This is a genomic window from Streptomyces longisporus (assembly GCF_039532765.1).
GTDB lineage: Bacteria > Actinomycetota > Actinomycetes > Streptomycetales > Streptomycetaceae > Streptomyces > Streptomyces longisporus.
Map to the genome: position 1 here is coordinate 156,129 of NZ_BAAASG010000014.1, position 21,278 is coordinate 177,406.

Here is a 21,278-nt window from a genome sequence, read left to right on the forward strand (position 1 = left end):
GTAAGTGACTTGATGGGGGCGGCCGTCGCTCAGCCGACCGCGCCTTCCATCTGGAGCTCGATCAGCCGGTTGAGTTCCAGCGCGTACTCCATGGGCAGCTCCTTCGCGATGGGCTCGACGAAGCCGCGCACGATCATCGCCATCGCCTCGAACTCACTCAGACCGCGGCTCATCAGGTAGAAGAGCTGGTCCTCGGAGACCTTGGAGACGGTCGCCTCGTGGCCCATGGACACGTCGTCCTCGCGGACGTCCACGTAGGGGTACGTGTCGGAGCGGGAGATGGTGTCGACGAGCAGCGCGTCGCACAGCACGTTCGACTTGGATCCGGCGGCGCCCTCACCGATCTCGACCAGACCGCGGTAGGAGGTACGGCCGCCACCCCGCGCCACGGACTTCGAGACGATGTTGGAGGAGGTGTTCGGCGCCATGTGGACCATCTTGGAGCCGGCGTCCTGGTGCTGGCCCTCGCCCGCGAAGGCGATGGAGAGGGTCTCGCCCTTGGCGTGCTCGCCCATCAGGTAGACGGCCGGGTACTTCATCGTGACCTTGGAGCCGATGTTGCCGTCGATCCACTCCATGGTCGCGCCCTCGTAGGCGACGGCGCGCTTGGTGACCAAGTTGTAGACGTTGTTCGACCAGTTCTGGATGGTCGTGTAACGGCAGCGGGCACCCTTCTTCACGATGATCTCGACGACCGCGGAGTGCAGCGAGTCCGACTTGTAGATCGGAGCCGTACAGCCCTCGACGTAGTGGACGTAGGCGTCCTCGTCGACGATGATCAGCGTCCGCTCGAACTGGCCCATGTTCTCCGTGTTGATGCGGAAGTAGGCCTGGAGCGGGATCTCCACGTGCACGCCCTTCGGCACGTAGATGAAGGAGCCACCGGACCACACGGCGGTGTTCAGCGACGCGAACTTGTTGTCGCCGACCGGGATGACCGTGCCGAAGTACTCCTTGAAGAGCTCGGGGTGCTCCTTCAGGGCGGTGTCGGTGTCCAGGAAGATGACGCCCTGCTCCTCCAGGTCCTCGCGGATCTGGTGGTAGACGACCTCGGACTCGTACTGGGCCGCGACACCGGCGACGAGGCGCTGCTTCTCCGCCTCGGGGATGCCGAGCTTGTCGTACGTGTTCTTGATGTCCTCGGGCAGGTCCTCCCAGGACTCCGCCTGCTTCTCCGTGGAGCGCACGAAGTACTTGATGTTGTCGAAGTCGATGCCCGAGAGGTCGGAGCCCCAGTTCGGCATGGGCTTCTTCTCGAACAGGCGCAGGCCCTTGAGACGGAGCTTGGTCATCCACTCCGGCTCGTTCTTCTTGGCGGAGATGTCCCGGACGACGTCCTCGCTGAGACCGCGCTTGGCAGAGGCACCGGCCTCGTCGGAGTCGGCCCAGCCGTATTCGTACTTGCCCAGGCCCTCGAGCTCAGGGTGGGCAGTCTCCGTGGGGAGAGTCATGCGGGGTTCCTCCCGGCCGTGCTTGCAGTTGCGTTGTCAGTGGTCTTGGAAATCTTGGGGATGAACGTCGTGCAGACGCCGTCGCCGTGCGCGATGGTCGCCAGCCGCTGGACGTGCGTGCCGAGCAGCTGGGAGAAGATCTCGGTCTCCGCCTCGCACAGCTGCGGGAACTTCTCCGCGACATGGGCCACCGGGCAGTGGTGCTGGCAGAGCTGCTCACCTTTGTGCGGGAGGGGGGCGCTGCGCGCCGTAGCAGCGTACCCGTCCGCGCTCAGGGCCTTGGCCAGGGCTTCGGTGCGCTGCTCGGGGGCGGCGGCCTCGATCGCCTTGCGGTAGGCGGCGGCCTGCTCGGCGATCCTCGCGCGCGCGAAGGCCACGACCGCCTCGTCCCCGCCGAGGCGCTCCTGGATCCAGCGCAGGGCGTCCGCGGCGAGCTTGTCGTAGGACTGGTCGAAGGCGTCACGGCCGCAGTCGGTCAGCGCGAACACCTTGGCGGGACGGCCGCGCGTGCGCGCGCCGTACACCCGCTGGTCCCGCGCCTCGACGACGTCGTCCGCGACCAGCGCGTCCAGATGCCGTCGTACGGCCGCGGGGGTGAGCCCGAGGCGCCCGGCCAGCTCGGTGACGGTCGACGGCCCGTGGTCCAGGATCGACCGCGCGACGCGGTTGCGCGTGGAGCGCTCACCGGTCGCGTGCTCTTCCTGGTGCGACCCCGTGGGGGTCTCCAGAGCCTCGCCGACGTTTTTCACAACGCCATTGTTGCGTAATTCCTCAGGACCGGGCAAGCCGCGTCCCGGCAGCCGGACGGTGCCCTGCGTCACTTAGGCACACCTAACCTGACCTGGGAAAACGATCTTTGATCGATCAGAGACCGGCCAATTCGGTGGCGCCTCGGGGCCTCTTCGGGAACACTCCCCAACCATGCCGACACCCCCTCCGACCGGCCCTCTTGTCACCCGCGACACCGTCGCCGCAGAGCTGCGCCTCTTGGGTGTCGAGACCGGCGAGACCCTCCTGGTGCACTCCTCGCTCAGCAGCCTCGGCTGGGTGTGCGGAGGGGCCGTCGCGGTCGTGCAAGGTCTTCTCGACGCGGTGGGCCCGGAGGGCACGATCGTCGTCCCGACCCAGACCGGGGACCTCTCGGACCCGTCCCTGTGGGCGAACCCGCCGGTGCCCGAGGAGTGGTGGGAGCGGATACGGGCCGCCATGCCCGCCTACGACCCGCAGGTCACACCCTCGCGCGGGGTAGGCGTGGTCCCGGAGACCGTGCGCACCTGGCCGGGCGCCCGCCGCAGCGCGCACCCGCAGACGTCCTTCGCGGCGCTCGGCCCGCGCGCGGCGGAGATCGTCGACGGCCACGCGACCGACTGCCGCCTCGGCGAGCGCAGCCCGCTGGCGCGGCTGGAAGAGCGGGGCGCCCGCGTCCTGCTGCTCGGGGCCGGGTACGGCTCGTGCACGAGCTTCCACCTCGCCGAGTACCGGATACCGTCGCCGCTCGTCGCGGTGGGCCGCCCCGCGCCCGGGGGCGGCTGGGAGACGGTGACGGAGGTGTCGATCACCTCCGAGCGGTTCGACGAGCTGGGGTACGACTTCGAGCGGGACCGTACCGTCGTGCGCGGCAAGGTCGGCGCCGCCGACGTCCGGCTGTTCCCCGTGGCGGATGCGGTGGCGTACGCGGAGCGGTGGCTGGCGGTGCACCGGTCCCGTGAGGACGAGATCCCCGCACCCCCTGGGAGTGGAGATCCTGCACCCGCCCGTCCGGGCCGTGGGAGGCGTACCTAGACTCTGGCCCATGCGAAGTGAGCCCGTGGTCCAGGTTCAGGCCCTGGTGAAGCGGTACGGCACCAAAACCGCTGTGGACGGCCTCGACCTGGTGGCCAAGGCGGGCGTGACCGCCGTACTCGGCCCGAACGGCGCGGGCAAGACCACGACCGTCGAGACCTGCGAGGGATACCGCAGACCGGACTCGGGCACCGTGCGCGTCCTGGGGCTCGACCCCGTGCGACAGGCGCGCCAACTGCATCCGCGCATCGGCGTGATGCTGCAGTCCGGCGGCGTCTACTCGGGCGCCCGGGCGGACGAGATGCTGCGGCACGTGGCGAAACTGCACGCCGACCCGCTGGACGTGGACGCCCTGATAGAGCGGCTCGGCCTCGGCTCCTGCGGCCGTACGACATACCGCCGCCTCTCCGGCGGCCAGCAGCAGCGCCTCGCGCTCGCGATGGCGGTCGTGGGCCGCCCGGAGCTGGTGTTCCTGGACGAGCCGACCGCCGGCCTCGACCCGCAGGCCCGGCACGCCACCTGGGACCTGGTCCGCGACCTGCGCGCCGACGGCGTCTCGGTGATCCTCACCACGCACTACATGGACGAGGCCGAACAGCTCGCCGACGACGTCGCGATCATCGACGCCGGCCGGGTCATCGCCCAGGGCTCCCCGGAGGAGTTGTGCCGCGGCGGCGCCGAGAACACGCTCCGCTTCACCGGCCGCCCGGGCCTGGACGTGGGCTCTCTGCTCAAGGCGCTCCCCGCCGACTGCTCGGCCGCGGAGCTGACCCCGGGCTCCTACCGGGTCGTCGGCAAGGTCGACCCGCAGCTGCTGGCGACGGTGGCGTCCTGGTGCGCACAGCACGGGGTGATGCCGGACAAGATCTCGGTCGAACGGCACACCCTCGAAGACGTCTTTCTGGAGCTCACCGGCAAGGAGCTGCGCTCATGATTCGGGCTGACACAACGATCTGCTGGGGGTCCGGGGGTTACCCCCCGGGAAGACACAGCCTGGAGCTCACCGGCAAGGAGCTGCGCTCATGATTCGGGCTGACACAACGATCTGCTGGGGGTCCGGGGGTTACCCCCCGGGAAGACACAGCCTGGAGCTCACCGGCAAGGAGCTGCGCTCGTGACCACGGCCACCGGTACGTACGCGCCGAAGCCCGGCGCGGCCCCCCTCCCCCGCATGATCGCGGCCCAGGCCGCGCTCGAGACGAAGATGCTGCTGCGCAACGGCGAGCAGCTCCTGCTGACCGTCGTGATCCCGACCCTCCTGCTGGTCCTGTTCAGCTCGGTCGACATCGTGGACACGGGCAAGGGCAAGTCCGTCGACTTCCTCGCCCCCGGCATCCTGGCGCTCGCCGTGATGTCGACGGCATTCACCGGCCAGGCGATCGCCACCGGCTTCGAGCGCCGTTACGGCGTCCTCAAGCGCCTGGCCTCCTCGCCGCTCCCCCGCTGGGGGCTGATGACCGCGAAGACGGCGTCGGTGCTGGTCACCGAGGTCCTGCAGGTGATCCTCCTGACGGTGATCGCCTTCGCGCTGGGCTGGTCCCCGAAGGGCAATCCGGCAGCGGTCCTGCTCCTGCTGATCCTCGGTACGGCGGCCTTCTCCGGCCTCGGCCTCCTCATGGCGGGCACGCTCAAGGCCGAGGCGACCTTGGCCGCCGCCAACCTGGTCTTCCTGCTGCTGCTCGTGGGCGGCGGTGTGATCGTGCCGATGGACAAGTTCCCGCAGGGGGCGCAGGACGTGCTGGGGCTGCTGCCCATCTCGGCCCTGTCGGACGGGTTGCGGGACGTGCTGCAGCACGGCGCCGGAATGCCCTGGGGGGACCTGGGGATCCTGGGCGTGTGGGCGGTCGTCGGGCTCGCGGTGGCCGGGAAGTTCTTCCGCTGGGAGTAGCTGGGAACAGCTGGAAGCCGTTGGAGAGACGGGCGCGTCATGGACCCTCGTGAAAGCGTGCACAAGCGGCCCCCTACGATGGAACGCGTGCCAAACCTGACCCGCGCCGACGCCGTGGCGGCCCTGCGCAACCCGCTCTCCTTCATCGCCGGACGCTGGACCCCCGAGCCCCGGACGGTCCAGCGGTCGGCTCTTTCCGCGCTCGTCATGTCGGTGGTCATCGTGGTCACCGGCGGTGCGGTGCGGCTGACCGGCTCCGGGCTCGGCTGCCCGACCTGGCCCAAGTGCACCGCGAACTCGCTGGCGCCGACGGGCGAGATGAACTTCCACAGCGCCATCGAGTTCGGCAACCGCATGCTGACGTATGTGCTGTGCGCCGCCATCGGCTGGGCGATCGTCGCCGCGCGCTCCGAGAAGCCGTACCGGCGCAGCCTGACCCGGCTCGGCTGGGCCCAGTTCTGGCTGGTCATGAGCAATGCGGTGCTCGGCGGCATCGTGGTCCTGGTCGGCCTCAACCCGTACACGGTCGCCGCCCACTTCCTGCTCGCCTCCGCGCTGATCGCGGTCGCCGTCGTGATGTGGCAGCGCGCCCGCGAGGGCGACGGGGCGCCCCGTCCGCTGGTCGGCAAGCCGGTGCAGCAGATGGTGTGGTTCCTGGTCCTCGCCACCGTGCTGCTGATCGCGGTGGGCACAGTGGTCACCGGCGCGGGGCCGCACGCGGGTGACTCCAGCAAGGTCGAGCGGATCCCGATCGACTGGGAGACGGTCGCCAAGCTGCACGCGGTGCTCGCGTGGATCGTGGTGACGCTGACCTTCGCCCTGTGGTTCGTCCTGAAGGCGGTCGACGCCCCCAAGGAGCCGCTGGCCCGCACCCGGGAGCTGTTCCTGGTGCTGCTCGCGCAGGGCGTCATCGGCTACGTCCAGTACTTCACGCACCTGCCCGAGGTCCTCGTCGGCCTGCACATGTTCGGCTCCTGCCTGATCTGGATCTGGGCGCTGCGGGTGCTGCTGGCCCTGCGGGAGCGGCCGGAGGCGGTTGCCGACCTTCCCGGTCCCTCGACCGAGGTGACGGTGGGCACGCGGGCCTGAGGCTCTGTCGCAGTACGCCTCACTCCAGTCCGTACACCCTCCGCGCATTCCCCGCCGCCACCATCCCCGCCACCCGCTGCGCATCCGCCAGCGACCACGCACCCTCGGCGACCCAGCCGCCCAGGACCCGCCCCAGGGCCTCCCGGAACAGGCGTGCCCCCACGACGTGCAGTTCGGGCAGGCCATGGGCGCCGCTGGAGAAGAGGATCTTGCCGAAGGGTGCCAGTTCCAGGATCTCGGCGAGGACGGTTGCGGCGCGGGCGCCGGTGCGGACCAGGGCGGCGCCCGAGTCGGCGTAGACGTGCGGGAAGACGCCGGCCAGGTGGGCGGCGTGGCGGTGGTAGGGGTAGCCGTGCAGCAGGACCAGATCGGTGCCCAGGCCCGCCGTCGCGCGGACGAAGTCCGTGAGCAGCACCGGGTCGGTGCGGTCGATGCGCTGGCCCGGTTCGCCGAGGCCCGCGTGGAGCTGGAGCGGCAGTCCTGAGGCGACCGCGATCCACAGCAGATGCCGCAGGAGTACGGCGTCGGTCAGCTCGCCGCCCACCCTGCGTCCGGCCAGCCACCGGCCGGCGGCGCCCCGCACCTCACCCGGCCCCGGCGGCTCGGGCGCGAGCGCGAGACCGTGCCGTACGCCCGCGACCGACGTGAAGGCCACGGCGTTCGCGGCCGCGGCGTGCACCGACTCGGCGAGGTTGGCGAGGAAGGACTCCACGGTGCCGGAGGTGTCGGCGACCTGTTCGGCCAGTAACTCCAGGCGGACGATCTCGCGGGCCTCGGCGGCCCCGGCGGACGCCAGTTCGGAGGGGCCGGTCAGATCGCCGGGCAGGCCCGTGTCGACCAGATACGTCGTGATGCCGCTGCCGCGCAGCAGCCTGCGGCCCGTTTCCAGTACGCCCAGTTCACGACGGCGGGCGAGATAGCGGGCGGGCGGACAGTGCGGTTCCAGGCCGAGCAGCGGAGGGCACCAGCGTCGTACGGCGAAACCCGTCTGTGTGTCGAAGAGGGTGGTGCCGGGCGCGGGCGGGCCCTCGGTGCGGGACAGCTGGGCCTCGAAGGTGCCGAGGCCCAGCTCCGTCCTCAGTACGCCGTGGCAGTACTGGTCCACGAGGGACGGCGTTTCGATCATCCGGACTCCCCGTGTGCTGGCCCCTGCTGTCGCAGGGCCTAACGGGTGAACCCGGCACTAGGTGTTGCTAGGACCGCCCACCTGGATCCCGGCCATGCGCGTCCACTCGTACCGGCCCGTCTTCACCTTGGCCGCGAACTCGCCGTCGAAGTCCTCGTGGACGGTGATGCCGGCCTTCTCCACCGCCTTCTCGGCCAGCTCGTACGAGGGCGCCACCAGATCGCCCCAGCCGCCGTCCTCGCCGACGAGGACGATGCGCGCGCCGCGCTCGCCGATGTAGGCCACCTGTCCCTCGGCCCCGCCGTGCGCCTTGGAGAAGGCGCTGATCTGCTTGGCGAGCCGCGCCACCTTGCGCTCGGCCTTCGGGTCAACCTGCTGAGTCTCTGCCATGGCCAGGATGCTACCGACGGGTAGATCAAACGGCGACGGGCGGGGTGCGTGGCCTTGACCACGCACCCCGCCCGCCTGAGCCGCTAACGCAGGAAGGGGTCCACCGCGACGGCGACGAAGAGGATCGACACGTAGGTGATGGACCAGTGGAACAGGCGCATCTCCTTCAGCTTCGCGCCCGTCACCTCGGCCTTGGCCCGGTTCTGCAGGCCGTGTGCCTCCCAGAGCCAGTAGCCGCCGGCCAGCAGCGCCACGAGCATGTAGAACCAGCCCGTGTAGCCGAGCGGGGTGGGGAGCAGCGAGACCAGGACCATCACCCAGCTGTAGATCACGATCTGCCGGGCGACCACCTTGTTGGAGGCGACCACCGGCAACATCGGCACGCCCACGCGCGCGTAGTCCTCCTTGACCTTCATGGACAGCGGCCAGTAGTGCGCCGGCGTCCAGAAGAACATGACGAGGAAGAGGATGATCGGCGCCCACGACATGGAGTCGGTGACGGACGACCAGCCGATGAGCACCGGGAGGCAGCCGGCGATGCCGCCCCACACGATGTTCTGCGAGGTACGGCGCTTGAGGATCATCGTGTAGACGACGACGTAGAAGAGGAGTGCGCCGAGGGAGAGCCAGGCGCTCAGCCAGTTGACGGTGAAGCCGAACAGCAGCGTCGAGACGACCGCGAGGGTGATGCCGAAGGCGAGGCACTCGCGCGGGCTGACCATGCCGGTGACCAGCGGGCGCTGCGAGGTGCGGTCCATGAGGGCGTCGATGTCGCGGTCGATGTACATGTTCAGCGCATTGGCGCCGCCCGCCGAGAGGTAGCCGCCGACGCAGGTGAGCAGCACCAGCGTCAGGTCCGGCACGCCCTGCTGGGCGAGGAACATCACCGGAACGGTGGTGATGAGCAGCAGCTCGATGATCCGCGGCTTGGTGAGCGCCACGAACGCCTTGACACGGGCCCCGAACGGCCGGTGACTCGAGCTCCTGCTCTCCCCCAGCACCCCGGCTGGACGGGATTCGACGGCCGTCACGCACACCCCTACAGAGACATCCCAGCAAGCCTCGCCCGTGTGAAGTCCCGGTAAAGGCTCGCGCGTACCACGCCACTGTAGACGTTGCCCATACCCCGACCTTCGCGGGGGTGGGGTCGTGTTGGCAGGGGCCGTACAGAAGCTCGATCGACAGCTCGATTGAGCACTCGGATGAGCCGCTCCGTATTCAGTTGCCGAATGCGATCCGCCCAGTCGGGAGGCGGATCCCCCGTGGGCCCGGCAGTCTGGAATGACTCGAAAAATTGCACGTACTTACAGGGGTAGGCTCGACAGCGGCCGGTGGGCGTCCAGTGCGCCGGCATTCGACATGCGTGACATGTGGAGAGGAGCCCTGACTCAGGGTGAGCACCAAGCCGACCACCACAGACCTCGAGTGGACCGAGTTGGACCAGCGGGCCGTTGACACCGCCCGCGTCCTGGCCGCCGACGCCGTACAGAAGGTCGGCAACGGCCATCCGGGTACGGCGATGAGCCTGGCGCCCGCCGCCTACACCCTCTTCCAGAAGGTGATGCGGCACGACCCGGCCGACCCGGACTGGGTTGCCCGCGACCGCTTCGTGCTGTCCGCCGGTCACTCGTCCCTGACCCTCTACACGCAGCTCTACCTGGCCGGCTTCGGCCTGGAGCTGGACGACCTCAAGGCCTTCCGCACCTGGGGCTCGAAGACCCCGGGCCACCCCGAGTACGGCCACACCAAGGGCGTCGAGACGACGACCGGCCCGCTCGGCCAGGGTGTCGCCAACGCCGTGGGCATGGCGATGGCCGCCCGCTACGAGCGCGGCCTCTTCGACCCGGACGCCCCGCAGGGCGAGTCCCCCTTCGACCACTTCGTCTTCGCGATCGCCGGTGACGGCTGTCTCCAGGAGGGCATCTCCGCCGAGGCGTCCTCGCTGGCCGGCCACCAGAAGCTCGGCAATCTGATCCTGCTGTGGGACGACAACCACATCTCGATCGAGGGCGACACCGAGACGGCCGTCTCCGAGGACACCGTCAAGCGGTACGAGGCCTACGGCTGGCACGTCCAGCGCATCGCCCCGAAGCCCGACGGCGACCTCGACCCGCACGCCATCTACAACGCGATCGAGGCCGCGAAGCAGGTGACGGACAAGCCGTCCTTCATCGCGATGCGCTCGATCATCGCCTGGCCCGCCCCGAACGCGCAGAACACCGAGGCCGCGCACGGCTCGGCGCTCGGCGACGACGAGGTGGCCGCCACCAAGCGCGTGCTGGGCTTCGACCCGGAGCAGTCCTTCGAGGTCTCCGACGACGTCATCAAGCACACCCGCCAGGCGCTGGAGCGGGGCCGTGAGGCGAAGGCCGAGTGGGAGAAGTCGTTCCAGCTGTGGCGGCAGAACAACCCCGAGCGCGCCGCCGAGTTCGACCGCATCAACGCGGGTGAACTGCCCGCCGGCTGGGAGGACAAGCTCCCCGTCTTCGAGCCGGGCAAGGGTGTCGCCACGCGTGCCGCGTCCGGCAAGGTGCTGCAGGCGCTGGGTGCGGTCATCCCCGAGCTGTGGGGCGGCTCCGCCGACCTGGCCGGGTCGAACAACACGACCATCGACAAGAACTCCTCGTTCCTGCCGGCGGACAACCCGCTGCCGGAGGCGAGCCCGTACGGCCGCACGATCCACTTCGGCATCCGCGAGCACTCCATGGCCGCGGAGATGAACGGCATCGCGCTGCACGGCCACACCCGTATCTACGGCGGTACGTTCCTGGTCTTCTCCGACTACATGCGCAACGCCGTGCGGCTGTCGGCGCTGATGCACCTGCCGGTGACGTACGTGTGGACGCACGACTCCATCGGCCTGGGCGAGGACGGCCCGACGCACCAGCCCGTCGAGCACCTCGCGTCCCTGCGTGCCATCCCGGGTCTGAACGTGGTCCGCCCGGCCGACGCCAACGAGACCGCGATCGCCTGGCGCGAGATCCTCAAGCGGTACACCAAGGAGTTCGGCAAGGGCGCCCCGCACGGTCTGGCGCTGACCCGTCAGGGCGTGCCGACGTACGAGCCCAACGAGGACGCGGCCAAGGGGGGTTACGTCCTGTTCGAGGCCGAGGGCGGCGAAGCCCAGGTCATCCTGATCGCCACCGGTTCCGAGGTGCACGTGGCCGTCGAGGCGCGCGAGCAGCTGCAGGCCGACGGGGTGCCGACGCGGGTCGTGTCCATGCCGTCCGTGGAGTGGTTCGAGGAGCAGGACCAGGGGTACCGGGACAGCGTCCTGCCGCCGCAGGTGAAGGCGCGGGTCGCGGTCGAGGCGGGCATCGGCCTCACCTGGCACAAGTACGTCGGGGACGCCGGTCGCATCGTTTCCCTGGAGCACTTCGGTGCTTCCGCCGACGGCAAGGTCCTCTTCCGCGAGTTCGGCTTCACTGCGGAGAACGTGGCCGCCAAGGCCCGGGAATCCATCGCCGCCGCCCAGCGCTGACGCCCATATACGACACGTAGGAGATGTAATTCCATGACAGACGCACTCAAGCGCCTCTCCGAAGAAGGCGTCGCGATCTGGCTGGACGACCTGTCGCGCAAGCGGATCACGTCCGGCAACCTCGCCGAGCTGATCGACCAGCAGCACGTCGTGGGCGTCACCACCAACCCGACGATCTTCCAGAAGGCGATCTCCTCGGGCGATGGTTACGAGCAGCAGCTCACCGACCTCGCCGCCCGCAAGGTCACCGTCGAGGAGGCCGTCCGCATGATCACCACGGCGGACGTCCGGGACGCCGCCGACATCCTGCGCCCGGTCTTCGACGCCACCGACGGCCAGGACGGCCGCGTGTCGATCGAGGTCGACCCGCGTCTGGCGCACAACACCAAGGCGACGGTCGCCGAGGCCAAGCAGCTGGCCTGGCTCGTCGACCGCCCCAACACGCTCATCAAGATCCCGGCCACCAAGGCGGGCCTGCCGGCGATCACCGAGGTCATCGGCCTCGGCATCAGCGTCAACGTCACGCTGATCTTCTCGCTGGAGCGCTACCGCGAGGTCATGGACGCCTACCTCTCGGGCCTGGAGAAGGCCAAGGAGCGCGGCCTGGACCTCTCGCAGATCCGTTCCGTGGCGTCGTTCTTCGTGTCCCGCGTGGACACCGAGATCGACAAGCGGCTCGACGCGCTGGGCACCGACGAGGCCAAGGCGCTGCGCGGCAAGGCCGCCGTCGCCAACGCGCGTCTGGCCTACCAGGCGTACGAGGAGGTCTTCTCCTCCGAGCGGTGGAGCAAGCTGGAGAACGCGGGCGCCCGCAAGCAGCGTCCGCTGTGGGCCTCCACCGGCGTGAAGGACCCGGCGTACAAGCCGACCCTCTACGTCGACGACCTGGTGGCGCCGAACACGGTCAACACCATGCCGGAGGCCACCCTGCACGCCACCGAGGAGAGCGGCTCGATCACCGGCAACACCGTCGCCGGCACGTACGAGCAGGCCCGCGCCGACATCGACGCCGTCGAGAAGCTCGGGATCTCGTACGACGACGTGGTGCAGCTCCTCGAGGACGAGGGCGTCGAGAAGTTCGAGGCGTCCTGGAACGACCTGCTCAAGTCGACCGAGGCGGAGCTGGAGCGCCTCGCCCCCTCGGAGGGCTGAACCCTTGTCGAGCAGCAACCCGCTGCGTGACCCCGCCGACCGACGGCTCCCGCGTATCGCGGGGCCGTCGGGCCTGGTCATCTTCGGCGTCACGGGCGATCTGTCACGGAAGAAGCTCATGCCCGCCGTGTACGACCTCGCCAACAGGGGTCTGCTGCCGCCGGGCTTCTCCCTCGTCGGCTTCGCGCGCCGCGAGTGGCAGCACGAGGACTTCGCGGCCGAGGTGCACGACGCCGTCAAGGAGCACGCCCGTACGCCGTTCCGTGAGGAGGTCTGGCAGCAGCTCATCCAGGGGATGCGCTTCGTGCAGGGCACCTTCGACGACGACGACGCGTTCGAGCGGCTGCGCGGCACCATCGAGGAGCTCGACAAGGCTCAGGGAACGGGCGGCAACTTCGCCTTCTATCTGTCGGTGCCACCGCGCTCCTTCCCCGTGGTCATCCAGCAGCTGAAGAAGCACGGCCTTGCCGACCAGACCGGCGGCTCCTGGCGCCGCGCGGTCATCGAGAAGCCCTTCGGCCACGACCTGAAGTCGGCCGAGGAGCTCAACAAGGTCGTCCACGAGGTCTTCGCCCCGGACCAGGTCTTCCGGATCGACCACTACCTGGGCAAGGAGACCGTCCAGAACATCCTGGCGCTGCGCTTCGCCAACACGATGTTCGAGCCGATCTGGAACCGGTCCTTCGTGGACCATGTGCAGATCACCATGGCCGAGGACATCGGCATCGGCGGCCGCGCCGGCTACTACGACGGTATCGGCGCCGCCCGTGACGTCATCCAGAACCACCTCCTGCAACTGATGGCCCTTACGGCCATGGAGGAGCCCGCCTCCTTCGACGCGGACGCGCTGGCCGCCGAGAAGACCAAGGTGCTCGGGGCCGTACGGCTGCCGAAGGACCTGGGCCGGGACACCGTGCGCGGCCAGTACGCGGCCGGCTGGCAGGGCGGCGAGAAGGCGGTCGGGTACCTCCAGGAGGAGGGCATCGACGCCAAGTCGAAGACGGACACCTACGCAGCCATCAAGCTGGAGGTGGACAACCGCCGTTGGGCGGGCGTGCCCTTCTACCTGCGCACCGGCAAGCGCCTGGGCCGCCGGGTCACCGAGATCGCGGTCGTCTTCCAGCGCGCTCCGCACTCCCCCTTCGACCACACGGCGACGGAGGAGCTCGGCAAGAACGCGATCGTCATCCGCGTCCAGCCGGACGAGGGCGTGACGGTCCGGTTCGGCTCCAAGGTGCCGGGCACCTCGATGGAGATCCGGGACGTGTCGATGGACTTCGCCTACGGCGAGTCCTTCACCGAGTCCTCCCCGGAGGCGTACGAGCGTCTGATCCTGGACGTCCTGCTCGGCGACTCGAACCTCTTCCCGCGCACCGAGGAGGTCGAGCTGTCCTGGAAGATCCTCGACCCGATCGAGCAGTACTGGGACCAGAACGGCAGGCCCGCCCAGTACCCGTCCGGCACCTGGGGGCCCGTCGAGGCGGACGAAATGCTCGAGCGAGACGGACGGAGCTGGCGCCGGCCATGAAGATAGACCTCACGGACACCACGGCCAGCAAGATCAACAAGGCGCTGGTGCAGGGCCGCCGTGCCATCGGCACACCGGCCGTCGGCATGGTGCTCACGCTGGTCATCGTGACGGACGAGGAGAACGCGTACGACGCCCTGAAGGCCGCGAACGACGCCTCGCACGAGCATCCCTCGCGCACGCTCGTGGTCATCAAGCGCGTCTCGCGTTCGCCCCGCGACCGTACACAGTCGCGGCTGGACGCCGAGGTGCGGGTGGGCGCGGACGCGGGGACGGGCGAGACGGTCGTGCTCCGCCTCTACGGCGAGGTCGCGGACCACGCCCAGTCGGTCGTCCTGCCGCTGCTGCTGCCGGACGCCCCGGTGGTGGTCTGGTGGCCGGTGAACGCGCCCCTCGACCCGGCCAACGACCCGCTGGGCGCTCTGGCCCAGCGCCGGGTGACGGACACCTACGCCGCGGAGCAGCCGGTACGGGAGCTGACGGCGCGCGCCGACACGTACACCCCCGGCGACACCGACCTGTCCTGGACCCGCATCACGCCCTGGCGTTCCATGCTGGCCGCCGCGCTCGACCAGGTCACCTGCGAGGTGGAGGCCGTCGAGGTGGAGGGCGAGGAGTTCAACCCGAGCTGCGAACTGCTGGCGATGTGGCTGGCGGACCGGCTGGACGTGCCGGTGAAGCGGTCGCTGTCGGGCGGGCCGGGCCTGACGGCGGTCCGCATGGCCACCGACACCGGTCAGATAGTCCTGGACCGGGCGGACGGCTCCCTGGCGACCCTGTCCATCCAGGGCCAGCCGGACCGTGCGGTGGCGCTGAAGCGGCGTGAGACGGCGGAGCTGATCGCGGAGGAACTGCGGCGGCTGGATCCGGACGACACGTATGCCTCGGCGCTGCGGTTCGGGGTGGACCGGCTGAACCCTTCGCTGCCCACGCCGGACCTCTCTAAGGCCGTGACCCCCAAAGGAGAAGAGGTCGCCGTCGAAGCCGCTGAGGAAGCTTCCGCACCGCAGGAGGAAGCGCAGGCGCCGGTGAACGAAGCGGCCAAGAGCAAGGCGACGAAGGCGGCGGCGAAGTGAGTACTCCGCAGCTGGTCGTGCACCACGACAAGGAACTGATGGCGCAGGCCGCCGCGGCCCGCCTCATCACGAAGATCGTGGACGCGCAGGCCTCCCGGGGCTATGCGTCCGTGGTCCTCACGGGCGGCCGCAACGGCAACGGCCTGCTGGCCGCGCTCGCTGCCGCGCCGGCCCGGGACGCGATCGACTGGGGCCGGCTCGACCTGTGGTGGGGGGACGAGCGTTTCCTGCCGGAGGGCGACCCGGACCGCAATGTCACGCAGGCCCGCGAGGCGCTGCTGGACTCCGTCCCGCTGGATCCGAAGCGGGTGCATGCCATGCCGGCGTCGGACGGGCCGTACGGGGCCGATGTCGAGGCGGCGGCGGAGGGGTACGCGCAGGAGCTGGCCCGGGCGGCCGGTCCTGAGAACCACGGTGCCGTGCCGACCTTCGACGTCCTGATGCTGGGCGTGGGCCCTGACACGCATGTGGCCTCGCTGTTCCCGGAGCTGCCCGCGGTGCGGGAGACGGAGCGGACGGTGGTGGGCGTCCACGGCGCGCCGAAACCCCCGCCGACCCGGGTGACCCTCACCCTGCCGGCGATCCGCGCGGCCCGTGAGGTCTGGCTCCTGGCCGCCGGCGAGGACAAGGCCCAGGCGGCGGCGATCGCCCTGTCGGGGGCGGGTGAGGTGCAGGCCCCTGCAGCAGGGGCCCGTGGCCGCTCCCGCACCCTGTGGCTGCTGGACGCGGCGGCGGCTTCGCAGTTGCCCCGCTCCCTGTACCCACCGGCCTCGCCGTGAGTTGAGGGTGCGGCGGAGAGTTTTACGCCCCCGCCGCCCCTTCCCGTCCCGACCCGGGGGCCAGCCCCCGGACCCCCGCTCCTCAAACGCCGGAGGGGCTGATTTTTCGCCCGCCGGGGGTTTGATCTTTCAGCCCGTCCGGCGTTTGAGGACGAGGCCGTTCAGGCCGAAGCGGGGGTCTGGGGGCGGCAGCCCCCAGAGGAGCCGCACCCCTCACTTCACCGAACCCGCCATAACCCCCTGCACAAAGTGCTTCTGGAACGCGAAGAACACCACCACCGGCACCACCAGCGACACGAACGCCCCCGGTGCCAGCACATCGATGTTGCTCCCGAACTGCCGTATCTGCGACTGGAGTTGCACAGTCAACGGCTGCGAGGAACTGTCCGCGAACAACAGCGCCACCAGCATGTCGTTCCACACCCACAGAAACTGGAAGATCGCCAGGGACGCGATCGCCGGCCGCCCCACCGGCAGCACCAGCCGCGTGAAGATCCGCCACTCGCTCCCGCCGTCCATACGAGCCGCCTCCAGCATCTCCTTCGGCATCTCGGCGAAGTAGTTCCGCAGCAGGAACACCGCGAAGGGCAGCCCGTACGCCACATGGAACAGCACGACCCCCGGAATCGTCCCGAACAGCCCCAGCTGGCCGAAGAGTTTGGCCACCGGCAGCAAGCCGATCTGCACCGGCACCACCAAAAGGGCCACCACGACCAGGAAGACGGCCTCCCGCCCGGGGAAGTCCAGCCAGGCGAAGGCATATCCGGCCAGCGCCGCCAGCACCACGACCAGCACGGTCGCCGGCACGGAGATCAGCACCGTGTTCCAGAAGGCCTGGGTCATCCCGGAGTTCTTCAGCAGCGCCGAGTAGTTGTCGAAGGACAGCTGCCCCGGGCTGCTGAACACCGTCCACCAGCCGCTGCTCGCCGAGTCCTGCGAGGACCGCAACGACGACAGGAACAACCCCGCGAGCGGCGTCAGCCACACCAGACCGATCACCACCAGGAACGCCTGCACAAGCCCATTGCCCAGGCCACGCCTGACCGCGTTCATCGCTGACTCCTCCGGAAACGACGGACGTTGAAGACCATGGCGGGGACCACGAGCAGCAGGAGCAGCACGCCCAGCGCACTGCCGAGCCCCTGGTTGTTTCCGCCGCCGAAGGACACCAGCCACATCTGGGTGGCGAGCACGGTCGCGTCCTCCTGCACCGGCCCGGGCGCGATGATGTAGACGAGGTCGAAGACCTTCATCACATTGATCACGAGGGTCACGAAGACGACGGTGAGCACCGGCGCCAGCAGCGGCACCGTGATCCGCCGGAAGATCTGCCACTCGTTGGCGCCGTCCATCCGCGCCGCCTCCAGCGCATCGCGCGGCAGCGTCGCGAGCCCGGCGCCGATCAGGACCATCGCGAACCCGGTCCAGATCCACAGATACGCCCCGATGATCGCCGGCGTGACGAGCATCGGCCCGAGCCACGAGATGCCCTGGTACGGCTGGGCGAAGTTCGACGCGGGCAACTCGACCGTGTACGAGCCGGACTTCAGCCCCGAGAACCGGAAGGAGCCGTCAGCGGCCGTCGTCGTGCTCCCGGCCGTCGTCCCGTCGTCCCGCACCGCCTCGACCTTCATCTCCGGCAGCCCGCTCTCCCGCCGGTCGACCTGGCCCTGCTTCCCGCCTCCGCCGGGGGTGAAGTCCAGGTAGACGACCCCGCGCAGCTCGTCGGGCGCGGCCTTGCGGTGCGCGGCGCCGTACGCGGGCTCGGCACCGCCCGGCAGGTCCTTCGGCGCGACGCCGACGAGCCCGAGCGCCACCGACCGGCCCGGCGACACGCTCCCGCTCGTCCGGTACGAGCCGTCCGGCCCCGCCTTGAGCCCCTGGCCCACGCGGGCCCGTGCGGTCGGGTACTCCGAGGTGCCCTTGAAGGCGTCGTGCACCGAGACCACGGCCGCGTTCAGCACGCCCTTGTTCGGGTCCTCGTCGTAGGCGAGCCGGAAGATGATGCCCGCCGCCAGGAAGGACACCGCCATCGGCATGAACAACAGGAGCTTGAAGGCCGTCGCCCAGCGGACCTTCTCCACCAGTACGGCGAGGATCAGGCCGAGCCCGGTCAGCAGCGCGGGCGCCACCACGACCCAGATGGCCGTGTTCCGTACGGCTTTGAGGGTCGCCGGGTCCCGGAACATCTCGGTGTAGTTCTCGCCGCCCACGAAGCGCGTCCCGGACGCGTCGAAGAAGCTGCGGCCGATCGAGAACAGCACGGGGTACACGACGAGCGCACCCAGCAGGAGCAGCGCCGGGAAGACGAAGAGCAGAGCGATGAGCCGGGCCCGGCGGCGCGAGCGCCGAGCCCGCTCGACGCCCGCGACCGGGGGCGGACTTGTCTCTTTCACCAAAGTCGCGGTCATGGCGCGTCAGCCCTTGTACGCCTTGGCCGCCGCGGCCTCCAGCTGCGCCGCGGTGCCCTTCGGGTTCGACGGGTCGCTCAGGAAGTCCTGGAGCAGCTTCCACTCGCCCGCGCCCTTGGTGCCGCCGAACGCCGCCGGCGCCTGGTCGGACATGTCGAAGCGGACCGAATCCCCGGCCGACACGAGGGACTTGGCCGTGGCGCGGGTGACGTCGTCGCCGTAGGAGTCGAGGGACAGCTTCTTGTTCGGGGACAGGAAGCCGCCGGCCTTCGCCCATACGGCGGCGGCCTCCGGGGTCGCCAGGTACTCCAGGAGCTTCATGCCGGCGGTGGCGTTCTTGCCGTCCTTGAGGACCACGGCCGCGTCGCCGCCGCTGACCACCGGGGCCTTGCCGCCGTCGACCGCGGGGAAGGGGAAGAAGTTCGCGTCCGTGCCGATGGTCTTGCCGAACTGGTCGTGGGCGACCCCGGCGACGAAGTCGCCCTCGTAGACCATGCCGGCCTCGGGCTTGGGCCCGAAGACCTTCTCCACCGAGCCCGGGAAGTCGGTGTTGAGGGCCTCCTTCTGGCCGCCCGCTATCAGCTGCTTGTCCTTGAACAGCTTGCCGAGGGTGCCGAGCGCCTTGACCACCGAGGCGTCGGTCCACTTCAGTTTGTGGGCGGCCAGGGCGTCGTACTTCTCGGGGCCCGCCTGCGAGAGGTAGATGTTCTCGAACCAGTCGGTGAGGGTCCAGCCGTCCTGCCCGGCGACCGAGAAGGCGGCGAGGCCGGAGTCGGAGACGGTGTGTCCGGCCTTCAGCATCTCGTCGTAGGTCTTCGGCGGCTTGACGCCCGCCTGGGTGAGGGCGGTGGGGCTGTACCAGACCGTCGACTTGTGGGCGGCCTTGAAGTAGAGGCCGTACAGGGTGCCGTCGACGCTGCCGTACTTCTTCCACACGGGGGCGTAGCCCGTGTCCACGGCCTTCTCGGTGGTGGCGGACAGCGGCTTGAGCCAGCCCTTCTTGGCGAACTGCTGCAACACGCCGACCTGCGGGACCATCACCACGTCGGGGGCGTTGCCGCCTTCGATCTTGCTGCCGACGACGGTGGAGACGTTGTCGCCGGTGGAGATGAACTGGGTCTTGGCGCCGGTCTTCGCGCTGAAGGCGTCGAGCACCTTCTGGAAGTTCTTCTGCTCGCTGCCGGTCCAGACGCCGGCCACGGTGACCGTCTGCCCGCCCAGCGCCTTGTCGCCGCCGCCCGCGGAGACCGGTCCGCCGCCTCCGCAGGCGGTCGCGCCGAGGGAGAGGGCGAGGGCGGTGCAGCTCGCGAGCAGGGTCGTGCGTCGTCGCATCATCGTTGATGTCCCTTCAAGGGGTGGGAAACTGACGAACAATCAGGGGGGATGGCGGGTCGGTGGTGGTCAGAGGTCGTTGATCCACCAGGCCGCCGTCGAACCGGGCAGCACCCCGGCCGTGCAGGGGCCGCTGGAGAGCAGCGGGGTGCCGGAGACCGGTGCGGGCATGGGTGCCGTACCGAAGTTGACGGCACAGACGAGGCCGTCGCCGCGGGTGAAGGCGAGGACGCCCGGCGGGGTCTCCAGCCAGTCGAGCGTTCCCTCGCCCAACTGGGGGAGCGCGGCCCGCAGTTGGAGGCCGTCGCGGTACAGGTGCCAGAAGGAGCGGGTGTCGGCGAGGGCGCGGTCGGTGGCGTACTCGGCGAAGTAGGACGGCTGCGGCAGCCACGGCCGGGCGCTTTCGGCACCGGAGGTGAAGCCGAAGGGCGAGGCCTGCCCGGACCACGGCAGCGGCACCCGGCAGCCGTCCCGGATGCGGGCGCGGCTTCCGGTGCGGCGGAAGATCGGGTCGGTGAGCACGTCGTCGGGCAGGTCGACCACCTCGGGCAGGCCCAGTTCCTCGCCCTGGTAGATGTACGCGGCTCCGGGCAGCGCCAGCATCAGCAGCGCGGCGGCGCGGGCGCGGGCGGTGCCCAGGCCGCTGCCCTCGGGCGCGGGTTCGCCGTAGCGGGTGACGGTGCGGACCTGGTCGTGGTTGTTGAGGACCCAGGTGACCGTGGAGCCCGTGCCGGCTATGTCCTGCATGGCCTCGGTGATGACCTTGCGGAAGGCGTCGGCGTTCCAGGGGGCGCTGAGCAGGTCGAAGAAGAAGGCCTGGTGGAGTTCGTCAGGGCGGACGTACTGGGCGTGTTCGCGTGCGGTCGGCACCGACACCTCGCCGACCAGCAGCCGCTCACGGCCGTCGCGGGCCGTGTACTCCTCGCACACCGCCCGCCAGTGCCGCCACACGTCGTGCACCTCGGGCTGGTTCCAGGCGAGCGGGTTGACGGAGTCGCGGGTGCGGGCGTCGGCCTCGGGGTCGTCGGAGTCGGGCAGTTCGGGGTGCTTGTAGAGGCCGGCTGCGACATCGATGCGGAAGCCGTCGATGCCCCGGTCGAGCCAGAAGCGCAGGATCCGGTCGAACTCGGCGCCGGTGGCGGGGTTGCGCCAGTTCCAGTCGGGCTGCTCGGACGCGAACATGTGCAGGTACCACTGGCCGGGGCGGCCGTCGGGCTCGGTCACCCGGGTCCAGGCGGGGCCGCCGAACATGGAGTGCCAGTTGTTGGGAGGCTGGGAGCCGTCGGCGCCGCGGCCGTCGGCGAAGTGGAAGCGGGCGCGCGCCGCGCTGCCGGGTTCCGAGGCGAGAGCCTCCTGGAACCACGGGTGCTCGCTGGAGCAGTGGTTGGGCACGACGTCCAGCAGCACCTTGACGCCGAGCTTCCGGGCGGCCGCCATCAGCAGGTCGAACTCGGCGAGGTCGCCGAAGAGCGGGTCGACGTCGCAGTAGTCGGCCACGTCGTAGCCGTGATCGTGCTGCGGGGACGGATAGAAGGGGCTCAGCCAGATCCCGTCGACGCCCAGCTTCTTCAGATACGGCAGTCCGGCGCGGACCCCGGCCAGATCGCCGATGCCGTCTCCGGTGCTGTCCAGGAAGCTTCGGACGTACACCTGGTAGATCACCGCGTCACGCCACCAGCGGTACTTACTCAACATGCATGCATGTTAGGTAGGCGTGTCGTGAGGGTGTCAATGAAAGAAACAGAAGCTACTGCTGAGTTGCCATGGCAAAAGCGGACTTAAAGGGGCATCCT

The 21,278-nt window shown here is 69.7% G+C and carries 18 protein-coding genes; 9 read left to right on the top strand and 9 right to left on the bottom strand.

Annotation, left to right across the window (positions count from 1 at the left end; genetic code table 11):
* Positions 1-29: 29 nt before the first annotated feature.
* Positions 30-1,451: a Fe-S cluster assembly protein SufB gene (sufB, locus tag ABD355_RS29660; RefSeq protein WP_344403868.1), complete on the bottom strand. Its 1,422-nt coding sequence runs from the start codon at positions 1,449-1,451 to the stop codon at positions 30-32.
* On the bottom strand, positions 1,448-2,200 hold the full coding sequence (locus ABD355_RS29665; protein WP_344403869.1) for a helix-turn-helix transcriptional regulator: 753 nt from the start codon (positions 2,198-2,200) through the stop codon (positions 1,448-1,450). The genes sufB and ABD355_RS29665 overlap by 4 nt, the downstream gene beginning before the upstream one ends.
* Positions 2,201-2,372: 172 nt before the next feature.
* Here ABD355_RS29665 and ABD355_RS29670 point away from each other — a divergent pair, with 172 nt between their 5' ends.
* From ABD355_RS29670 to ABD355_RS29685, 4 genes are all read left to right on the top strand, one after another.
* Positions 2,373-3,233 (top strand): AAC(3) family N-acetyltransferase, encoded by an 861-nt coding sequence (locus ABD355_RS29670; protein ID WP_344403870.1) that lies wholly within the window; start codon positions 2,373-2,375, stop codon positions 3,231-3,233.
* 10 nt (positions 3,234-3,243) lie between these two features.
* A complete protein-coding gene (locus ABD355_RS29675; protein ID WP_344403871.1) occupies positions 3,244-4,167 on the top strand; it encodes an ABC transporter ATP-binding protein in 924 nt (307 codons plus the stop codon).
* 237 nt (positions 4,168-4,404) lie between these two features.
* Complete coding sequence (locus ABD355_RS29680; protein WP_344404073.1) at positions 4,405-5,121, top strand: ABC transporter permease; 717 nt, start codon at positions 4,405-4,407, stop codon at positions 5,119-5,121.
* Positions 5,122-5,199: 78 nt separating this feature from the next.
* Positions 5,200-6,210 carry a COX15/CtaA family protein gene (locus tag ABD355_RS29685; protein WP_344403873.1) on the top strand — a complete coding sequence of 337 codons (1,011 nt, stop codon included), beginning with the start codon at positions 5,200-5,202 and terminating at the stop codon, positions 6,208-6,210.
* 19 nt (positions 6,211-6,229) lie between these two features.
* Here the strand turns inward: ABD355_RS29685 and ABD355_RS29690 are convergent, their stop codons facing one another.
* The 3 genes from ABD355_RS29690 to ABD355_RS29700 all read right to left on the bottom strand — a co-directional run bounded on the left by ABD355_RS29690 (position 6,230) and on the right by ABD355_RS29700 (position 8,763).
* Complete coding sequence (locus ABD355_RS29690; RefSeq protein WP_344403874.1) at positions 6,230-7,336, bottom strand: amidohydrolase family protein; 1,107 nt, start codon at positions 7,334-7,336, stop codon at positions 6,230-6,232.
* 57 nt (positions 7,337-7,393) lie between these two features.
* Positions 7,394-7,726 carry a hypothetical protein gene (locus ABD355_RS29695; RefSeq protein WP_181922503.1) on the bottom strand — a complete coding sequence of 111 codons (333 nt, stop codon included), beginning with the start codon at positions 7,724-7,726 and terminating at the stop codon, positions 7,394-7,396.
* 83 nt (positions 7,727-7,809) lie between these two features.
* Positions 7,810-8,763, bottom strand: a complete 954-nt coding sequence (locus tag ABD355_RS29700) for a heme o synthase (RefSeq protein ID WP_344403875.1) — start codon at positions 8,761-8,763, stop codon at positions 7,810-7,812.
* 356 nt (positions 8,764-9,119) lie between these two features.
* Between ABD355_RS29700 and tkt the strand changes: the two genes are divergently transcribed.
* From tkt to pgl, 5 genes are read left to right on the top strand one after another with little or no spacing between them, the layout of a single operon-like run.
* On the top strand, positions 9,120-11,207 hold the full coding sequence (tkt, locus tag ABD355_RS29705; RefSeq protein ID WP_344403877.1) for a transketolase: 2,088 nt from the start codon (positions 9,120-9,122) through the stop codon (positions 11,205-11,207).
* A 33-nt stretch (positions 11,208-11,240) separates the two neighbouring features.
* Positions 11,241-12,359: a transaldolase gene (gene tal, locus ABD355_RS29710; RefSeq protein ID WP_344403878.1), complete on the top strand. Its 1,119-nt coding sequence runs from the start codon at positions 11,241-11,243 to the stop codon at positions 12,357-12,359.
* Positions 12,360-12,363: 4 nt separating this feature from the next.
* The gene (zwf, locus tag ABD355_RS29715) at positions 12,364-13,887 is read left to right on the top strand and encodes a glucose-6-phosphate dehydrogenase (protein ID WP_344403879.1); all 1,524 of its coding nucleotides are present in this window, start codon (positions 12,364-12,366) and stop codon (positions 13,885-13,887) included.
* Complete coding sequence (gene opcA, locus ABD355_RS29720) at positions 13,884-14,963, top strand: glucose-6-phosphate dehydrogenase assembly protein OpcA (RefSeq protein ID WP_344403880.1); 1,080 nt, start codon at positions 13,884-13,886, stop codon at positions 14,961-14,963. The genes zwf and opcA overlap by 4 nt, the downstream gene beginning before the upstream one ends.
* Complete coding sequence (gene pgl / locus ABD355_RS29725; protein WP_344403881.1) at positions 14,960-15,742, top strand: 6-phosphogluconolactonase; 783 nt, start codon at positions 14,960-14,962, stop codon at positions 15,740-15,742. The genes opcA and pgl overlap by 4 nt, the downstream gene beginning before the upstream one ends.
* Before the next feature lie 213 nt (positions 15,743-15,955).
* Here the strand turns inward: pgl and ABD355_RS29730 are convergent, their stop codons facing one another.
* The 4 genes from ABD355_RS29730 to ABD355_RS29745 form a co-directional block, all read right to left on the bottom strand.
* Positions 15,956-16,795 (bottom strand): carbohydrate ABC transporter permease, encoded by an 840-nt coding sequence (locus tag ABD355_RS29730; protein ID WP_344403882.1) that lies wholly within the window; start codon positions 16,793-16,795, stop codon positions 15,956-15,958.
* Entirely contained in the window at positions 16,792-18,153 is a 1,362-nt protein-coding gene (locus ABD355_RS29735) for a carbohydrate ABC transporter permease (protein ID WP_344403883.1), read from the bottom strand. Before ABD355_RS29735 ends, ABD355_RS29730 begins: the two co-directional genes overlap by 4 nt.
* Positions 18,154-18,159: 6 nt before the next feature.
* On the bottom strand, positions 18,160-19,488 hold the full coding sequence (locus tag ABD355_RS29740) for an ABC transporter substrate-binding protein (protein WP_344403884.1): 1,329 nt from the start codon (positions 19,486-19,488) through the stop codon (positions 18,160-18,162).
* Positions 19,489-19,554: 66 nt separating this feature from the next.
* On the bottom strand, positions 19,555-21,180 hold the full coding sequence (locus ABD355_RS29745; protein WP_344403885.1) for a glycoside hydrolase family 13 protein: 1,626 nt from the start codon (positions 21,178-21,180) through the stop codon (positions 19,555-19,557).
* Positions 21,181-21,278 lie beyond the last annotated feature (98 nt).

Coding starts and splice junctions, on each gene's coding strand:
- ABD355_RS29685 (WP_344403873.1), top strand. CDS start 5,200: ATGGAACGCGTGCCAAACCTGACCCGCGCCGACGCCGTGGCGGCCCTG.
- tal (WP_344403878.1), top strand. CDS start 11,241: ATGACAGACGCACTCAAGCGCCTCTCCGAAGAAGGCGTCGCGATCTGG.
- opcA (WP_344403880.1), top strand. CDS start 13,884: ATGAAGATAGACCTCACGGACACCACGGCCAGCAAGATCAACAAGGCG.
- ABD355_RS29690 (WP_344403874.1), bottom strand. CDS start 7,336: ATGATCGAAACGCCGTCCCTCGTGGACCAGTACTGCCACGGCGTACTG.
- ABD355_RS29675 (WP_344403871.1), top strand. CDS start 3,244: ATGCGAAGTGAGCCCGTGGTCCAGGTTCAGGCCCTGGTGAAGCGGTAC.
- ABD355_RS29745 (WP_344403885.1), bottom strand. CDS start 21,180: ATGTTGAGTAAGTACCGCTGGTGGCGTGACGCGGTGATCTACCAGGTG.
- ABD355_RS29695 (WP_181922503.1), bottom strand. CDS start 7,726: ATGGCAGAGACTCAGCAGGTTGACCCGAAGGCCGAGCGCAAGGTGGCG.
- sufB (WP_344403868.1), bottom strand. CDS start 1,451: ATGACTCTCCCCACGGAGACTGCCCACCCTGAGCTCGAGGGCCTGGGC.
- ABD355_RS29670 (WP_344403870.1), top strand. CDS start 2,373: ATGCCGACACCCCCTCCGACCGGCCCTCTTGTCACCCGCGACACCGTC.
- ABD355_RS29740 (WP_344403884.1), bottom strand. CDS start 19,488: ATGATGCGACGACGCACGACCCTGCTCGCGAGCTGCACCGCCCTCGCC.
- ABD355_RS29680 (WP_344404073.1), top strand. CDS start 4,405: ATGATCGCGGCCCAGGCCGCGCTCGAGACGAAGATGCTGCTGCGCAAC.
- ABD355_RS29735 (WP_344403883.1), bottom strand. CDS start 18,153: ATGACCGCGACTTTGGTGAAAGAGACAAGTCCGCCCCCGGTCGCGGGC.
- ABD355_RS29730 (WP_344403882.1), bottom strand. CDS start 16,795: ATGAACGCGGTCAGGCGTGGCCTGGGCAATGGGCTTGTGCAGGCGTTC.